Origin of the sequence: Phycicoccus duodecadis (assembly GCF_002846495.1) — a bacterium.
Classification (GTDB): Bacteria; Actinomycetota; Actinomycetes; order Actinomycetales; family Dermatophilaceae; genus Phycicoccus; species Phycicoccus duodecadis.
Map to the genome: position 1 here is coordinate 755,799 of NZ_PJNE01000001.1, position 14,292 is coordinate 770,090.

Below are 14,292 nucleotides of genomic sequence, written 5' to 3' on the forward strand. Positions count from 1 at the left end.
ACCACAGCACGCCGACGGCGCGGCCCGCAGGATGCGGACCGCGCCGTCGGTGCGATGCGGAGCTCAGCTCGTGGCCGGGACCGCGATGCTCCAGATGCCGCGCCCGTGGGTGGCGGCGTAGAGGTTGCCGTCCGGGCCGGCCTCGAGGTCCATGACGACCGTGAGAGGCAGGCCGGTGCCGAGACGGCTCCAGTCCTTGGAACCGGAGGGACGGTAGAACGCGCCCAGGTCGCTGCCCACCACGGTGGCCCCGTCGGACAGGACCTTCACCGAGTTGGCCGGGACGTCGGGCAGGTTGCCGGACACGTCGGTCCAGGTCTCACCGGCGTTCTTCGTCTCGTAGAGGTGTCCGAGCCCGACGCCGGGGCCCTCGGTGAACCGGCGGGAGAACCCGTTGATGGCGGCCAGCGCGTGGCTGCCCGACGTCGGGTCGACCCACATCCCGGCGATGTACCGGTTAGGCAGCTTCGAGACGTCGAGCTGGCGCCAGGCACCGATGGTGCCGTCGGTCTGGACGTTGGTCGAGATGCCGCGGGTGAAGTCGGCGTTGTTGCACGGCCCGCACCACGCGGCGTACCCGGCCCCGTCGGCCATCGCCACGGCGGTCGAGGAGTGCCCGGCGCCGTTGTCGAAGACCTTCTTGACGGCGCTGGCGTCCTGGGCCTGCCACACGTTGTCGACGGTGTAAACGTACTGGCCACCGAAGATCGCGTTGTCGGGCTTCACCTGGTCGCGGTCGACCGGAGCGATGAACCGGGGGTTCGGGTCGTTCGGGTCGAGCAGCCGCGACGACGCCTCGGCCTCGGACAGCGCGCCCTTGTTGGCGGCACAGTTGTTCGTGACCTTCATCGACAGGTAGACGTAGCCCTGTACCTGGTTGCAGCCGTTGCGCGGGTCGGCGAAGCCGTCGGCCCCGTCACCCCCGAAGTTGCTGCCCATCATCCCGGCCGGGTCGTCGTTCGAGCCGTCCTGGTTGACGTGGAACAGGTTCGAGACGCCGTTGTCCTGCAGGCCACCGGAGACCACGACGCCACCACCGGTGGTGAGGTCCTTGCCGACCGAGACCGAGTAGTACTGCAGGGAGTCGTTGGTGCCGTCGTTGAGCGACACCAGGTCGGTGGCGTTCTTGTTGGCGTCGTCGCTGCCGTTGACGGGGCGTCGGTAGACTCCGCCGTCGTTGCCGAAGAACACGTTCTTGCCGCCGACCGCGACCGAGTGCTGGTCGGGGTGCCCGGCGAGCGGGCAGGAGTTGCTCGCGTCCGAGATGTCCCAGCACGGGAAGTAGAAGTTCCAGTACGGCGACGGGGTGTTCCAGCTGGCCCCACCGTTCTTGGTCTCGAAGACCTCCTCGAGACCGGCCCAGACGTGGTCGGCGTTGTTCGGGTCGACGGTGAGGAACTGGTTGTACCAGGCCTGGACACCGACGTCGTAGCCGCCGGAGAGGGCCGAACCGCTGTTCCGCAGCTCGGCGGCGTCGGCGATCTTCTGCCACGGCCCCTGGGGCTTGCCCTGCTTGGAGACGAAGATGCCCATCAGGCTGCTCGAGCCGGCGATCTTGCTCGGCTGCTGGACGATCGCGTAGAGGCGGTCGCCCTTCTTGCTGAACGCGAACGTCGTGTAGCCGATGTCGTTGTTGTTCGGGATCTGGCCCTTGACCGGGGTCACCTTGTGCCAGCCGCTGGGGCCGGTGGTGTAGTCGTCGGTCTCGTAGAACCCGTTGTAGGTGTCACCCGAGCGCCAGCCGATCGCGGCCACCACGTGCTTGGGGTTGCGGGGGTCGACGGCGATGTCGTTGACAATGTTCTTGTACGCCGCGTTGGTCGGGCCGCAGTCGATGTTCTTCTTGCAGTTGGCTCCCGCGGAGATACCAGCCTCCGGGATGGCGGGCATCCAGTCCATGTTGGGCGCGAACGCGAAGGTCCACGCGCCGGAGGTCGTCGAGCCCGAGTGGTACCAGATGCCGCGGTTGGTGGCGGCCCAGACCTTGCCGTCACCGCCGGGGCGGATACGGCCGATGGTGGTCGAGTTCAGCTCGTTGCCGCCGACCTTGTCGGTGGTAGCGAACGCGCGGGTACGCGGGGAGGCGAGGCGGTAGACCCCGGCTCCGACGTAGGAGGTACCGCCGGTGTTGGCCTCGCCGGTGGAGAACCACAGCGAGCCGTCCTTGGCGAGCTCGAGGTCGCCGCCGGAGAGCGAGGGCAGCTGGTCGGCGATGGGGACCCACCCCGGGTCGGCCGACTGCTTGAGGGCGGTGCTGCCGGCGCCCTTGGCCGCGACGTCGGCGTTGGTGCTGCGGAAGACGCCACCGTCGGCGCCCGCGGCGTACACGTACTTGCCCGCCGGGTCGGCCGCCAGGCCGGTGATCCGGCCGGTGACCAGACCGGCGCCCCCGCTGGAGTTGGAGTACCAGTCGCGGTAGCGCGGGTCGTCGGCGTTGTACGGGGTCTTGGTGACCTCGTTCCAGGTGCCGCCGACGCTCGGGAGGCCGCTGATCTGGCTGTAGGCGTTGCTGTAGGCCGAGGAGTCGACGATGCCCGAGGGCGCGGTGCGCGCCTGGGCGAACTGCTCGGCGATGGTGACCGCCTCGCGCGACTCGTTCTGCACCTCGGCGGGATTCCCCCCGGCGATCATCAGCGCCTTCTCCATGACGGCCGCGTTGTAGTGGCGGTCGCGCCACTGGAACTTCAGCCACTGCTCGTTCAGCTCGCCACGGCCCGCGAAGGCCAGGCCGGCCGAGGCGACGAGCCCCGTGCCGACGACGCCGGCGATGATGCGCCGGCGGCGATGGGATGTGTTGTCTCGCATGAGGGTCCTCACGGCAGACGCTGCGCCCTGCGCAGCAGACGACGGGTGCCGGTCGGCATCCGGTTGGCACCGTACGTGTCTCCCGCACGGATCCGAAGGGGTCGTTGCCGGCGCTCTGACAGCGACTTCTCAGGATTCCAACAGGTTCGGTATGTCGCAGGCGCCGCGGGCGGACGCGCGCCCCGTCGGCCCCGACGGTTAGGGTGACGCCGTGACCGATGCCGGCGCCAGCAGGCGCCAGCCCCCCCAGCGTCGGCGTCGACTCCCGTGGTTCACCGAGGTGGTCGTCGCCGTCCTCGGGGTGGCCTTGGTCCAGGCCTTCCTCGTCAAGCCCTTCGGGGTGCCGTCGCAGTCGATGGAGAACAGCCTCCACATCGGTGACCGCATCCTCGTCAACCGGCTCGACCACACGCTCGACCGCGGTGACGTCGTGGTGTTCGGGCACGGGGCGCAGTGGCAGGACCGCCACCTCCCCACGGCCGCCAACCCGCTGGAGCGCGCGCTGCGGGCGGTGGGCGACGTGGTCGGCATCGGGCCGAGCAACACCTCGTACACGGTCAAGCGGGTCATCGGCCTGCCCGGTGAGCACGTCGCGTGCTGCACCGACCGGGGCGCGGTCACCGTCGACGACCGCCCGCTGGTCGAGCCCTACGTCTTCGAGGACCTGCCGTTCGTCCCGGGCACCCTCGACTGCTCGTCGTCGCCGCGCTCCACGCGCTGCTTCCCCGAGATCACCGTGCCGCGCGAGAACCTGCTGGTCCTCGGCGACCACCGCTCCCAGTCGGCCGACTCGGTCATCGGCTGCCGGGGTGCCACCGACGGGCAGGAGTGCGCCCGTTTCGTCCCGTTCGACCGGGTCGTCGGGCCGGTCGTGCTGCGGTTCTGGCCGCCCGGCGACGTCGGCGCGATCCCGCGCTGACCCCAGCCGCCCCGACCGCCGAGCCGGTCGGGGGTCGGGGCGCCGTCAGCCGCCGGTCCCTTCGACAGGCGGATCGCCCGAGCCGGGAGTAGCGTCCCGGGCACTTCCAACGAAAGGAAACCCCATGAAGAAGGTCGCTCGGATCGCCGCCATCACCATCCTGGGGGTGGGGACCGTGGTCGCGACCACGGTTCCCGCCAACGCTTTCGTCATCAAGTGCGGCCCGTGCTACGCCTGCTGCACCGCGTCGAAGTAGCTCACCTGGGGGGACACCCCTGACCCGACGAAGGGGCCGGCCGCCACGGGTGTCCGGTCCCTTCGCCGTGCCGGCCGAGGACGGGCCGCGCTACGCGGTGGCGGCGACGTCGCGGATACGCTGGCTGACCACCGTGGTGACGCCGTCGCCGCGCATCGAGACGCCGTAGAGCGCGTCGGCGACCTCCATGGTCCGCTTCTGGTGGGTGATGACGATGAGCTGGCTGGAGTCGCGCAGCTCCTCGAAGAGGGTGATGAGGCGGCCGAGGTTGGTGTCGTCGAGCGCGGCCTCGACCTCGTCCATGATGTAGAACGGGCTCGGCCGTGCCTTGAAGATGGCCACCAGCAGGGCCACGGCCACCAGCGAGCGCTCGCCTCCCGAGAGCAGCGAGAGCCGCTTGACCTTCTTGCCCGGCGGCCGCGCCTCGACCTCGATGCCGGTGGTCAGCATGTGGTCGGGGTCGGTGAGCACCAGCCGGCCCTCGCCGCCGGGGAAGAGGCGTTCGAAGACGCGCTCGAACTGCCGCTCGGTGTCGCGGTAGGCCTCGGTGAACACCTGCTCGACCCGCTCGTCGACCTCCTTGACGATGTCGAGCAGGTCGCGCTTGGAGCGCTTGAGGTCCTCGAGCTGGGTCGTCAGGAAGGTGTGGCGCTCCTCGAGGGCGGCGTACTCCTCGAGCGCGAGCGGGTTGACCCGGCCGAGCTGGCCGAGGGCGCGCTCGGCGCGGCGCAGTCGCTTCTCCTGGTCCTCGCGGACGTAGGGCACCGGCTCGGGCACGGCGGCCGGGTCGTCGTCGGGGCCCGCGACGTGCGGCACGGGCCGGTCGGGCCCGTACTCGGCGGTGAGGACGTCCGGGTCGATGCCGAGCTCCTCGATGGCACGGGCCTGGAGCTGCTCGATGCGCGCCAGCTGGCGGGCGCGGGCCATCTCGTCGCGGTGGGCGGCATCGGTGAGGTCGCGCAGCTCGTCCTGGACGCCCGTGAGCTCGGTGCGCAGCGTGGCCGCGACCCGGTCGCGCTCGGCCCGCTGGGTCTCGGCGGCGTCGCGCAGGAGGGCGGCCCGCGCGAGGGCGGTGCTCACCCGGTGGCCGGCCCAGCCGGCGGCCTCGTGCACGGCCGCGGCGACCTCGGCCTCGCGGCGGCGCCGCTCGCGGCGCTCACGCAGCCGCTCGCGGGCCGCGATCTCGTTGCGGGCGGCTCCCTCGAGCGAGTCGGCGCGGCCCTTCAGGGCCCGGGCCCGCTCCTCGGTGGTGCGCAGGGCGAGGCGGACCTCGGTCTCGGCGGTGCGCGCGCGGCTGGCCTCGAGCTCGAGGCGGTCGCGCTCGTCGGTGCTGGGGTCGGTGTCGTCGTCGGCCGGCTGCTCCTCGGCCTCGGCGAGGCGCGTCGAGAGGGCCTCGAGCTCGACCCGGTCGCTCTCGAGGTTCTCGCGGGCCGCGGCGATCGCCCGCTCCGCCCGCTCGGCCTCGGCCGACGAGGTGCGCACCGAGGCGCCGAGGGCCCCGAGACGCTCGGCGACGGCGGCCATCCGGGCGTCGGACTCGTGCAGGGCCTCGAGCGCCGCGTCGACGTCGTCGGCCGCGGCCCGCTCGCGCTCGCGGGCGGCGGCCAGGGCGAAACGGCTGCGCTCGACGCGGGCGCCGGCCTCGTCGAGGGTGGTGCGGGTCTCCTCGACGGCGGCCTGCACCTCGAGGAGGCTCGCCCCGGCGCTGCTGCCGCCGCGGGCCCAGCCAGGGCCGTGGACGTCGCCGTCGGCGGTGACGGCGGTGATCCCGGGGTGGCGGTCGACGAGGGCGAGCGCGTGGGCGGCGGTGGGCACCAGCGCCACCCGCTCGAGCAGCTGCTCGACGGCGGGACGCACGGTGTCGGGGGCCTCCACGACGTCGCGCGCCCACACGGCGTCGCCGCCGAGGTCGGGCCACGAGCCGGGGTCGGCCGGGACCGCGGTGGCGCCCACCAGCAGGGAGGCGCGGCCGGCGTCCTGCTCGCGCAACGTGGAGAAGGCGGCCGCGGCGGCGTCGGCCGAGGAGACCGCGAGGGCCTCGGAGGCCCAGCCCAGCGCGGCGGCGACGGCGGCCTCGTGGCCCCCGCGCACGTGCAGGAGTGCGGCGACGGTGCCGATGATCCCGTGCTCGTCGTCGGCGGCCTCGAGCAGGGTGGCGGCGCCGTCCTTGCGGCGCAGGCTCATCTCGAGCGCCTCGAGGCGAGCCTGGGCCGACGACCGGTCGCGCTCGGCCTCGCGTTCGGCGGTCTGGAGCGCGACGATCTCGGCCTCAGCCGCGGCGAGGGCCGCGGCCGCCGTCTCGTAGCGGGTGTCGAGCCCCTCCTCGCCCTCCTCCTCGTGGGCGATGCCGCCCTCGAGGTGGGCGAACTCGCGCTCGGCCTCGGTGGCGCGCTGGCGGGCCTCGGCGGCCAGTGCGCGCAGGCGGCCGATCTCGGCCTCCCCCGCCTCGATGCGGCTGCGGCGGGCGCCCACCTGGCCGGCGAGCTTCGCCAGGCCCTCACGGCGGTCGGCGGCGGCCCGGGCCCGTCGCGCGAGGCGCTGCTGCTCGGCGGTGAAGGCGGCCTCGGCGGCTTCGCGCTCGGCCACGGCGTCCTGGAGGGCCTCGGTGGTCTCGGCCACCTCGGCCAGCAGGAGCTCCTCGGCCTCGCGGGCGCGGGCAGCCTGGGCACGCAGCTCGTCGGGGTCGCGCCCGGAGGTGGCCTCGTGCTCCTCGTCCTGCGACAGCAGGCGCACCCGCTCGGCGGCGACCGACGCCGTGGACTCGAGGCGGTCGCGCAGGCTCTGCAGCCGCACGACCCGGTCCTGGGCGCGGCCGAGCTCGGGGGCGGCCTCGGCGGCGCGGGCCTCGACCTCGGCGACCCTCGCCCGTACCGAGGCGAGCGCCTCCTCGACGGCGCGGCGACGCTCGAGGAGGGCGGTCTCGTCGGCCTCCTCCTTCTCGACCACGGCGGTGAGCTGCACGAGGTCGTCGGCCAGCAGGCGCAGGCGGGCGTCGCGCGCCTCGGCCTGCACGACGGCGGCGCGGCGCGCAGCCTCGGCCTGGCGCCCCAGCGGCCCGAGCTGGCGCCGGATCTCGCCGGTGAGGTCCTGGACGCGGGTGAGGTTGCCCTCCATCTGCTCCAGCTTGCGCAGCGTGCGCTCCTTGCGGCGGCGGTGCTTGAGCACCCCGGCCGCCTCCTCGATGAAGCCGCGACGCTCCTCGGGGGTGGCCCGCAGGACGGTGTCGAGCTGGCCCTGCCCGACGATGACGTGCATCTCGCGCCCGAGCCCGGAGTCGCTGAGCAGCTCCTGGACGTCGAGCAGCCGGCAGGAGGTGCCGTTGATGGCGTACTCGGAGCCGCCGCCGCGGAACATCGTGCGGGTGATCGTGACCTCGGTGTACTCGATCGGCAGGGCGCCGTCGGTGTTGTCGATGGTCAGGCTGACCTCGGCCCGGCCCAGCGGAGGCCGGCCGGAGGTCCCGGCGAAGATGACGTCCTCCATCTTGCCGCCGCGCAGGCTCTTGGCTCCCTGCTCGCCCATGACCCAGGCGAGGGCGTCGACGACGTTGGACTTGCCGGAGCCGTTGGGGCCGACGACGCAGGTGATGCCGGGCTCGAGGCGCATCGTCGTCGCCGAGGCGAACGACTTGAACCCCTTGAGGGTCAGCGTCTTGAGGTACATGCGCGCCTGTCGTGGTCTCTCGCGGGGTCGGGCTCGGGCGGGTCCGGGTCGCGGGCGATGTTACCGGGGCCGCGCGGGACCGGCGGGACCTGCGCTCCCCCACGGTGACGTCTGTGGCCTCCGTGACCAGTGGGGTGCATGTGGCGCGTGGGGCGCGCTCACTCCGAGCCGGCGCGGCCCGCGATGTGCTCGTGGTGGTGGATGACCTCGGCGATGATGAAGTTGAGGAAGGCCTCGGCAAAGCGCGGGTCCAGCCCGGACTCGTCGGCCAGCGCCTTCAGCCGCGCCACCTGGGCCTCCTCGCGCCCGGGGTCGGCCGCCGGCAGACCGGCGGCGGCCTTGAGCTCACCGACGGCCTGGGTGCACTTGAACCGCTCGGCGAGCAGGTGGACGAGCGCGGCGTCGATGTTGTCGATGCTCGACCGCAGCCGCGCGAGGTCCGGGGGGACGGTGCTCACCCGGCCATCGTAGGAAACGGGGGCCGCCCCGGCAGTCCTGTCCAGCCCGCGGGAGCCGCCCGGGGCCGGCTCAGCGCTCGCGGAACCCGCGCTCGCCCCGCGGGGCCGCCCACAGCGGCACCGACGTGGCGGCGACCGCGCCCGGCCGGCCGGCGACGCTCGCGGCGGCCTCACCGGGGCGGCCCACGGCATCCGGTCCGAGCAGGGCCAGCAGGCGCTCGACGTCGCCCCGCTCCCCCTCGGCCACGACCTCGACCCGGCCGTCGGCGGTGTTGCGCGCCCAGCCGGCCAGGCCCAGCTCCAGCGCCCGGGCCCGCGTCCACCAGCGGAAGCCCACCCCCTGCACCCGCCCGCGGACGAAGACGGTGCTGCGGACGGGCCCCTCGGTGCTCACCCGGCCACTGTAGGAGGCCACCGCGCGCCTCCGTCCCACTGTCACCACCCGTCACTACGGTGTTCGCATGGAGCCGCACGGCGGAGGCGAGCGGGGCGGCGTCGCCACCGTGCGGCGCCCCGGCGGCGAGCCCGCGGCCGCCGGCGACCTCACCCCGGGCGACGGCCCCCGCCGCCTCGCCGGGCTCGACGGCCTGCGCGCGCTGGCGGTCGTCGCCGTCGTCGTCTTCCACCTCGACCCCACGTGGCTGCCCGGCGGCTTCCTCGGGGTCGACGTCTTCTTCGTCGTGTCCGGCTTCCTCATCACCACCCTGCTGGTGCGTGAGCATCGCGAGACCGGCCGCGTCGACCTGCGCGCCTTCTGGGCCCGGCGCGCGCGGCGGCTGCTCCCCGCGCTGCTCCTGGTCGTCCCGTCGGCGGTGCTGCTGGCGCGCCTGGCCGAGGGCGACCTGCTCGTCGGCGTCGGCCGCCAGGTCCTGGGCGCGCTGACCTTCACGTCGAACTGGCTCGAGATCGGCGCGGGCAGCGACTACTTCGCGTCGACCTCCCCGGTGCTGCTGGCCAACCTCTGGTCCCTGGCCGTCGAGGAGCAGTTCTACCTGCTGTGGCCGCCCGCCCTCCTGCTCCTCCTGCTGCTGGTCGCCCGCCCGTCCCCTCGGGTGGCCGTGGTCGGCGCCCTCGCTGCGGCCAGCGCCCTCGCGATGGCCTGGCGCCTCGACCCCGAGCATCCGACCCGCGTCTACTACGGCACCGACACCCACGCCATGGGCCTGATGGTGGGGGCCGCGCTCGCGCTGGCACTGGCCTCCCCCGCCCGGGCCGGTACCCGCAGCGCCGGGTGGGCGCGCCACCGCCGCCTCGTGGGGGCCGTCGCGCTGGTGGTCCTGCTGGGGTCGTTCGTCGTGGCCGACGAGCGCTCGGCCCTGACCTTCCGCGGCGGCATCCTCCTGGTCTCCCTCGCCACCGCGGCCCTGGTCCTCGTGGTCGTCGAGCGGCCCGGGCGGCTGCGGGCCCTGCTCGAGGTGCCGGCCGCCCGCTGGGTGGGGTCCCGCAGCTACGGCATCTACCTGTGGCACTGGCCGGTGGTCCTGGTCGTCGGGCGTGACCTGCCGGTGGCACCGGGCGGCACCGAGTACGTGCTCACCCGGCTCTGGGCCGTGCTGGTCACCCTCGCCGCCGCCGACCTCTCGTACCGGTTCGTCGAGACCCCCGTCCGCCGCCGGGGCGTCCGGGGCGCCTTCGCCGGGCTGACCCGCCGGCTGCGCGCCGTGGGCACCCGCCGGGCGCGGGTGGCCTGGGCCGTGGTCGCGACGGTGGCCGTCGCGGTGCCGGTGGTCCTGCTCACCGCCCCCGAACGCAGCTCGGTCGAGGAGTCGCTCGTCGTGCGTGAGGCCGCCCTCAGCCGGCAGACCGCGAGCGCCGGGCCGACGCCGGGCGGCACCCGGCCCAGCGCCGCCCCGTCCGCCCGCACCAGCACCCCCGCCGCCGACACCGCCGCCTGGGCGATGCCCAGCGGCGCGGAGATCGACGGCTTCGGCGACTCGATGCTGGTGGGCGCCAGCGACGCGATGGAGTACTGGTTCGACGGCATCCGCCTCGACGCCCGCTCCAACCGCCGCTGGAGCCAGGCCCCCTCGCTCGTCGAGAACCGTGGTCCGGGGCTGCGCCGGGCCGTCGTGCTCGCCTTCGGCACCAACTTCGGCACCGACGAGAAGGCCATCGCCGCCACCCTCGACGCCATCGGGCCCGACCGGATGGTCGTCATCGTCACGGTGCACGGGCGCTACGCGCGGGCCGAGTCCGACAACCGCCGGCTGCGTTCGGCCGTCGCCCGGCGCGACAACGTCCAGGTCGCCGACTGGGACGCCGCCCTCGCGGGCACGCGGGGGATGCTGCAGTCCGACGACATCCACCCCAGCATCCGGGGTGCCCACCTCTACAGCAGCACCGTGCGCCAGGCCTTCGCCACGCTCTCGGAGCGCCACACCGGCCGGAAGGTCACGCTCCCGGCCGTGCGGATCCCCTGAGCCGGCGCGGGCGCGGCTGGCAGCGCGGGCACGAGAACGAGCTGCGGTTCATGAACTGCTCGCGGCGGATGGGGGTGCCGCACCGGGGGCAGGGCCGGCCCACCTGCCCGTAGGCGGCGAGCGAGCGGTCGAAGTAGCCCGACGCGCCGTTGACGTTGACGTAGAGCGCGTCGAAGCTGGTCCCGCCCTGGTCGAGGGCGGCCCGCATCACCTCGGCCGCATGGTCGAGCACCGAGGCCAGCACCGGCCTGCTCAGCGACGAGGCGGGGCGCTCGCCGTGGACCCGGGCCCGCCACAGCGCCTCGTCGGCGTAGATGTTGCCGATGCCCGAGACCACGGTCTGGTCGAGCAGGACCCGCTTGACGGCGCTGTCCTTGGCCTTGGCCCGGCGCACGACGGCCTGCTGGTCGTAGGCGTCCTCGAGCGGGTCGGGAGCGATGTGGGCGATGGTGCGCGGCACCCCGGCCGGGTCGAGGTCGCTGAGGACCAGGCCGCCGAAGGTGCGCTGGTCGACGAAGCGCAGCTCGGGGCCGCCGTCGCCGAAACGGAAGCGCGCGTGCAGGTGCTTCTCGTCGGGGGCGTCCGGGCCCGCGACGAGCAGCTGTCCGCTCATCCCCAGGTGCAGCAGCAGACCGAGGTCGTCCTCGAGGTCCCACCACAGGTACTTGCCGCGGCGACGCACGGCGGCGACCCGGCGCCCGGCCAGCCGCGCCGCGAGGTCCTCGGGTCCGGCCACGTGGCGGCGGGCGACGCGGTGGCCGCGCAGCTCGACGCCGGTGAGGACGCGCCCCTCCACGTGCTCGGCGAGCCCGCGCCGGACGACCTCGACCTCGGGGAGCTCAGGCACCCCGGCTCACGCGGGGCTGACGGGGTGGTCGGCGGTGGGGAGGGTGGCCTCGTGGCTCTCACGGATGGCCCCCCACGCGTGCGCGGCGGCCTCCTGCTCGGCGTTCTTCTTGGTGCGCCCGGAGCCGCGCCCGAGGGCCCTGCCCCCGATGACGACCTCGGCCTCGAAGAACTTGGCGTGCTCGGGGCCGTCCTCGCTGACGAGGTACTCGGGCGAGCCCAGGCCGTGCTTGGAGCAGATCTCCTGGAGGCTGGTCTTCCAGTCGAGCCCCGCTCCGAGCGTGGCCGAGCGGGCCAGGAGGGGGTCGATGAGGTGGTGCACGAGCAGGCCCGAGGCCTCGATGCCGGCGCTGGAGTAGACGGCGCCGATGACGGCCTCGACGGTGTCGGCCAGGATCGAGTCCTTGTCGCGGCCTCCGGTGCTCTCCTCGCCCCGGCCCAGGAACACGTGGTCGCCGAGGCCGAGGGTGCGACCGACGTCGGCCAGGGCGCGCATGTTGACGACCGCGGCGCGCAGCTTCGCGAGCTGGCCCTCACTGTCGTCGGGGTTCGCCTCGTAGAGGGTGGTCGTGACGACGAGACCGAGCACGGAGTCACCGAGGAACTCGAGCCGCTCGTTGTGCGGCAGGCCGCCCATCTCGTAGGCGTACGACCGGTGCGTCAGGGCGCGACGGAGCAGCGCCTCGTCGACCACGACGCCGGTGACCCCTGCCAGGTGGTCGGCCAGCTCGGAGACGGGGCGCAGAGGAACCAGGTCGTCGGCGCTCGCCGAGCCCTTCCCCATCGCCCGAGACCCGGGGTCAGCCCTGGTGCTCGGTGCGCTCGGCGACGCCGTAGTGGCGTCCCTTGTAGGTGCCGCACGACGGGCACGCGATGTGCGGCTGCATGAGCGCCTTGCACTGCGGGCAGGTCGTGGTGGTGACCACCGTCGCCTTCCAGTTGGCGCGGCGCGAGCGGGTGTTGGAGCGCGACATCTTCCGCTTCGGAACGGCCACGTCAGGTCCTCTTCTCTGTCGTCGTGGGCGACTCGGCCAAGGCCGAGAGAGCCGCCCATCGGGGGTCGATCTCGTCGTGCTGGTGCTCCGGGTCCTCCGCGAGCGGCTGGCCGCACACGGAGCACAACCCGGGGCAGTCCGGCCGGCACACCGGCTGGAACGGCAGTGCTGGTACCACCGTGTCCCGGACCACCGGGTCGAGGTCGATCAGGCCGTCCTCGATCCGGTACTCCTCGTCCGCGTCCTCGTCCCCCACCGCGAGGTGGTGGTCGTGACGGTCGGCGTGAACGAACAGCTCCTGGAAGCGCCCGTCGACCGGTTGGGCGACGGGGTCCAGGCACCGCACGCAGGCGCCGGTCGCCGTGCCGCGCACCGAACCGGTGACCAGGACTCCCTCGAGCACGGACTCCATCCGCAGCGTGAGCAGGAGCGGGCTCCCCTCCTCGACGCGGATGACGTCGGTGCCGAGCTCGCTCGGCGCTCCCGCCTCACGCTCCAGCTCGTGCATCGACCCGGGTCTCCGGCCCACGAGCTTGGTGTCGAGCACCAACGGGGACCGGGGGTCGAGTCGAGTCATGGCTTTCGGTGAGGTCGGGACGGTTCGGGTCACGCCGCACGGACGCAGACCGAAGGACAACGGTACCGGAGGGCGCGGTCGCACCCAAATGCGCCGACCCGGGGGCCGCGCCGCGCGGGATGCTCAGCCGCGCAGCCGCTCCTCGAGGGCGCGGCGCACGGGCTCGGGGACCAGGCCCGTGACGTCGCCGCCGTAGCGCACGACCTCCTTGACCAGCGAGCTCGAGACGTGCCCGAGCGACGGCTCCCCCGGCAGGAAGACGGTCTCGACCCCGGTGAGGTGGCGGTTCATCAGGGCCATGGGCAGCTCGTAGGCGAAGTCGTTGCCGCTGCGCAGGCCCTTGACGACGGCCTGCGCGCCGACGTCGCGGCACACGTCGACCAGGAGCCGGTCGGCGAACGCCTCGACCCGGACGCCGGAGGTGACCCCGGCCGCCGCGACGGCGTCCGCGACGAGCCCGACCCGCTCGGGCACGGTGAAGGTCCCCTGCTTGGCCGGGTTGTGCAGCACCGCGACGACGACCTCGTCGTAGAGGGCCGCGGCCCGGACGACGACGTCGACGTGCCCGAGGGTCACCGGGTCGTAGGAGCCGGGGCACACGGCCCGGCGCACGCGCTCGCTCACGCGCGTCACCCTACAAGCGGGGGCCGGCTCAGCCGTCGTGCTTGGCGGCGTCCTCGATCTCGGAGGCCTTCTCCTTGGCCTCGGCCTTGACGGCGTCGGCCTCCTCGCGGGCCTCCGCCGGGGCGAGGGTGCCCTCGGCGACGGCCTCGTCGAGCAGCGCGGCCACCTGCTCCTCGGAGCCGCAGCCCTGCTCGAGCAGCTCGTTGCGACGGGTCGCCCAGGTGACGCCGAGCGTCTCGCGCGTCTCGAGCGCGACCTCCTCGCGAGCCGGGTTGAGGATCGTCTGCTCCTCCTCGTTGGAGTGGTGGTTGACGACCGTGGCGAGGTCCTCGAGGGCGTCGTCGTACTTCTGGGTGTCGGTGCCCTTGGCCTGCAGGAACGCCAGCAATGCCTCGATGATCTCGGCGTGCTCCTCCTCGCCGTGCTCGGCCTCGTGCTCGGTGATGTCGTCGGCCCGGCGGCGCAGCGCGGGGTAGACCGTCTCCTCCTCGGCCGTGGCGTGCGCGACGAGGATCTCGGAGAGGGCGGCGCGGGCCGCTGCGCGGTCGGTGTCGGTGCGGCGGCACTCGCGCAGCAGGTCCTCGAAGCGGCGGTGGTCGTCGAGGATGAGCTCGAGGACGTCGCCGCTGACGGGCCGGGAGATGTCGTAGTCGCTCATGCCGTCATCCTGTCAGACGGACGCGCTGACCTGCGCGGACGCCGCGACGGGCTCAACAGCGCCCAGCCCCC

The 14,292-nt window shown here is 73.7% G+C and carries 13 protein-coding genes; 3 read left to right on the forward strand and 10 right to left on the reverse strand.

The window, feature by feature from the left end; translation table 11 throughout:
* Nucleotides 1-63: 63 nt before the first annotated feature.
* Entirely contained in the window at nt 64-2,805 is a 2,742-nt protein-coding gene (locus ATL31_RS03430; protein ID WP_101394538.1) for a WD40/YVTN/BNR-like repeat-containing protein, read from the reverse strand.
* A gap of 211 nt (nt 2,806-3,016) precedes the next feature.
* Between ATL31_RS03430 and lepB the strand changes: the two genes are divergently transcribed.
* Together lepB and ATL31_RS17040 are read left to right on the forward strand one after the other, a co-directional pair.
* Nucleotides 3,017-3,724, forward strand: coding sequence for a signal peptidase I (lepB, locus tag ATL31_RS03435; RefSeq protein ID WP_101394539.1), 708 nt, complete (start codon nt 3,017-3,019; stop codon nt 3,722-3,724).
* Between the two features lie 124 nt (nt 3,725-3,848).
* Nucleotides 3,849-3,980: a hypothetical protein gene (locus ATL31_RS17040; protein ID WP_281256250.1), complete on the forward strand. Its 132-nt coding sequence runs from the start codon at nt 3,849-3,851 to the stop codon at nt 3,978-3,980.
* Nucleotides 3,981-4,070: 90 nt separating this feature from the next.
* On the opposite strand, the gene smc is transcribed toward ATL31_RS17040, so the two are convergent.
* From smc to ATL31_RS03450, 3 genes are all read right to left on the reverse strand, one after another.
* Entirely contained in the window at nt 4,071-7,643 is a 3,573-nt protein-coding gene (smc, locus tag ATL31_RS03440) for a chromosome segregation protein SMC (protein ID WP_101394540.1), read from the reverse strand.
* Nucleotides 7,644-7,801: 158 nt separating this feature from the next.
* Nucleotides 7,802-8,101: a chorismate mutase gene (locus ATL31_RS03445; protein WP_101394541.1), complete on the reverse strand. Its 300-nt coding sequence runs from the start codon at nt 8,099-8,101 to the stop codon at nt 7,802-7,804.
* Nucleotides 8,102-8,171: 70 nt separating this feature from the next.
* Nucleotides 8,172-8,495 (reverse strand): acylphosphatase, encoded by a 324-nt coding sequence (locus tag ATL31_RS03450; RefSeq protein WP_101394542.1) that lies wholly within the window; start codon nt 8,493-8,495, stop codon nt 8,172-8,174.
* Nucleotides 8,496-8,562: 67 nt separating this feature from the next.
* On the opposite strand from ATL31_RS03450, the gene ATL31_RS03455 reads away from it, so the two are divergent.
* Nucleotides 8,563-10,521, forward strand: coding sequence for an acyltransferase family protein (locus ATL31_RS03455; protein WP_101394543.1), 1,959 nt, complete (start codon nt 8,563-8,565; stop codon nt 10,519-10,521).
* Here ATL31_RS03455 and mutM read toward each other — a convergent pair.
* From mutM to ATL31_RS03485, 6 genes are all read right to left on the reverse strand, one after another.
* On the reverse strand, nt 10,493-11,368 hold the full coding sequence (gene mutM / locus ATL31_RS03460) for a bifunctional DNA-formamidopyrimidine glycosylase/DNA-(apurinic or apyrimidinic site) lyase (protein WP_101394544.1): 876 nt from the start codon (nt 11,366-11,368) through the stop codon (nt 10,493-10,495). The two genes, ATL31_RS03455 and mutM, sit on opposite strands and share 29 nt — an antisense overlap.
* Nucleotides 11,369-11,374: 6 nt before the next feature.
* The gene (gene rnc / locus ATL31_RS03465) at nt 11,375-12,151 is read right to left on the reverse strand and encodes a ribonuclease III (RefSeq protein ID WP_101394545.1); all 777 of its coding nucleotides are present in this window, start codon (nt 12,149-12,151) and stop codon (nt 11,375-11,377) included.
* 16 nt (nt 12,152-12,167) lie between these two features.
* Nucleotides 12,168-12,362 (reverse strand): 50S ribosomal protein L32, encoded by a 195-nt coding sequence (rpmF, locus tag ATL31_RS03470; RefSeq protein ID WP_101394546.1) that lies wholly within the window; start codon nt 12,360-12,362, stop codon nt 12,168-12,170.
* 1 nt (nt 12,363) lies between these two features.
* On the reverse strand, nt 12,364-12,939 hold the full coding sequence (locus ATL31_RS03475) for a YceD family protein (protein ID WP_101394547.1): 576 nt from the start codon (nt 12,937-12,939) through the stop codon (nt 12,364-12,366).
* A gap of 123 nt (nt 12,940-13,062) precedes the next feature.
* Nucleotides 13,063-13,563 carry a pantetheine-phosphate adenylyltransferase gene (coaD, locus tag ATL31_RS03480; RefSeq protein ID WP_101394548.1) on the reverse strand — a complete coding sequence of 167 codons (501 nt, stop codon included), beginning with the start codon at nt 13,561-13,563 and terminating at the stop codon, nt 13,063-13,065.
* Between the two features lie 28 nt (nt 13,564-13,591).
* Entirely contained in the window at nt 13,592-14,221 is a 630-nt protein-coding gene (locus tag ATL31_RS03485) for a hemerythrin domain-containing protein (RefSeq protein ID WP_101394549.1), read from the reverse strand.
* Nucleotides 14,222-14,292: the final 71 nt, after the last annotated feature.

Excerpts from the sequence above, each read along its gene's own strand:
- rnc (WP_101394545.1), bottom strand. The coding sequence starts at position 12,151 with ATGGGGAAGGGCTCGGCGAGCGCCGACGACCTGGTTCCTCTGCGCCCC.
- ATL31_RS03455 (WP_101394543.1), top strand. The coding sequence starts at position 8,563 with ATGGAGCCGCACGGCGGAGGCGAGCGGGGCGGCGTCGCCACCGTGCGG.
- ATL31_RS17040 (WP_281256250.1), top strand. The coding sequence starts at position 3,849 with ATGAAGAAGGTCGCTCGGATCGCCGCCATCACCATCCTGGGGGTGGGG.
- ATL31_RS03430 (WP_101394538.1), bottom strand. The coding sequence starts at position 2,805 with ATGCGAGACAACACATCCCATCGCCGCCGGCGCATCATCGCCGGCGTC.
- smc (WP_101394540.1), bottom strand. The coding sequence starts at position 7,643 with ATGTACCTCAAGACGCTGACCCTCAAGGGGTTCAAGTCGTTCGCCTCG.
- ATL31_RS03475 (WP_101394547.1), bottom strand. The coding sequence starts at position 12,939 with ATGACTCGACTCGACCCCCGGTCCCCGTTGGTGCTCGACACCAAGCTC.
- ATL31_RS03485 (WP_101394549.1), bottom strand. The coding sequence starts at position 14,221 with ATGAGCGACTACGACATCTCCCGGCCCGTCAGCGGCGACGTCCTCGAG.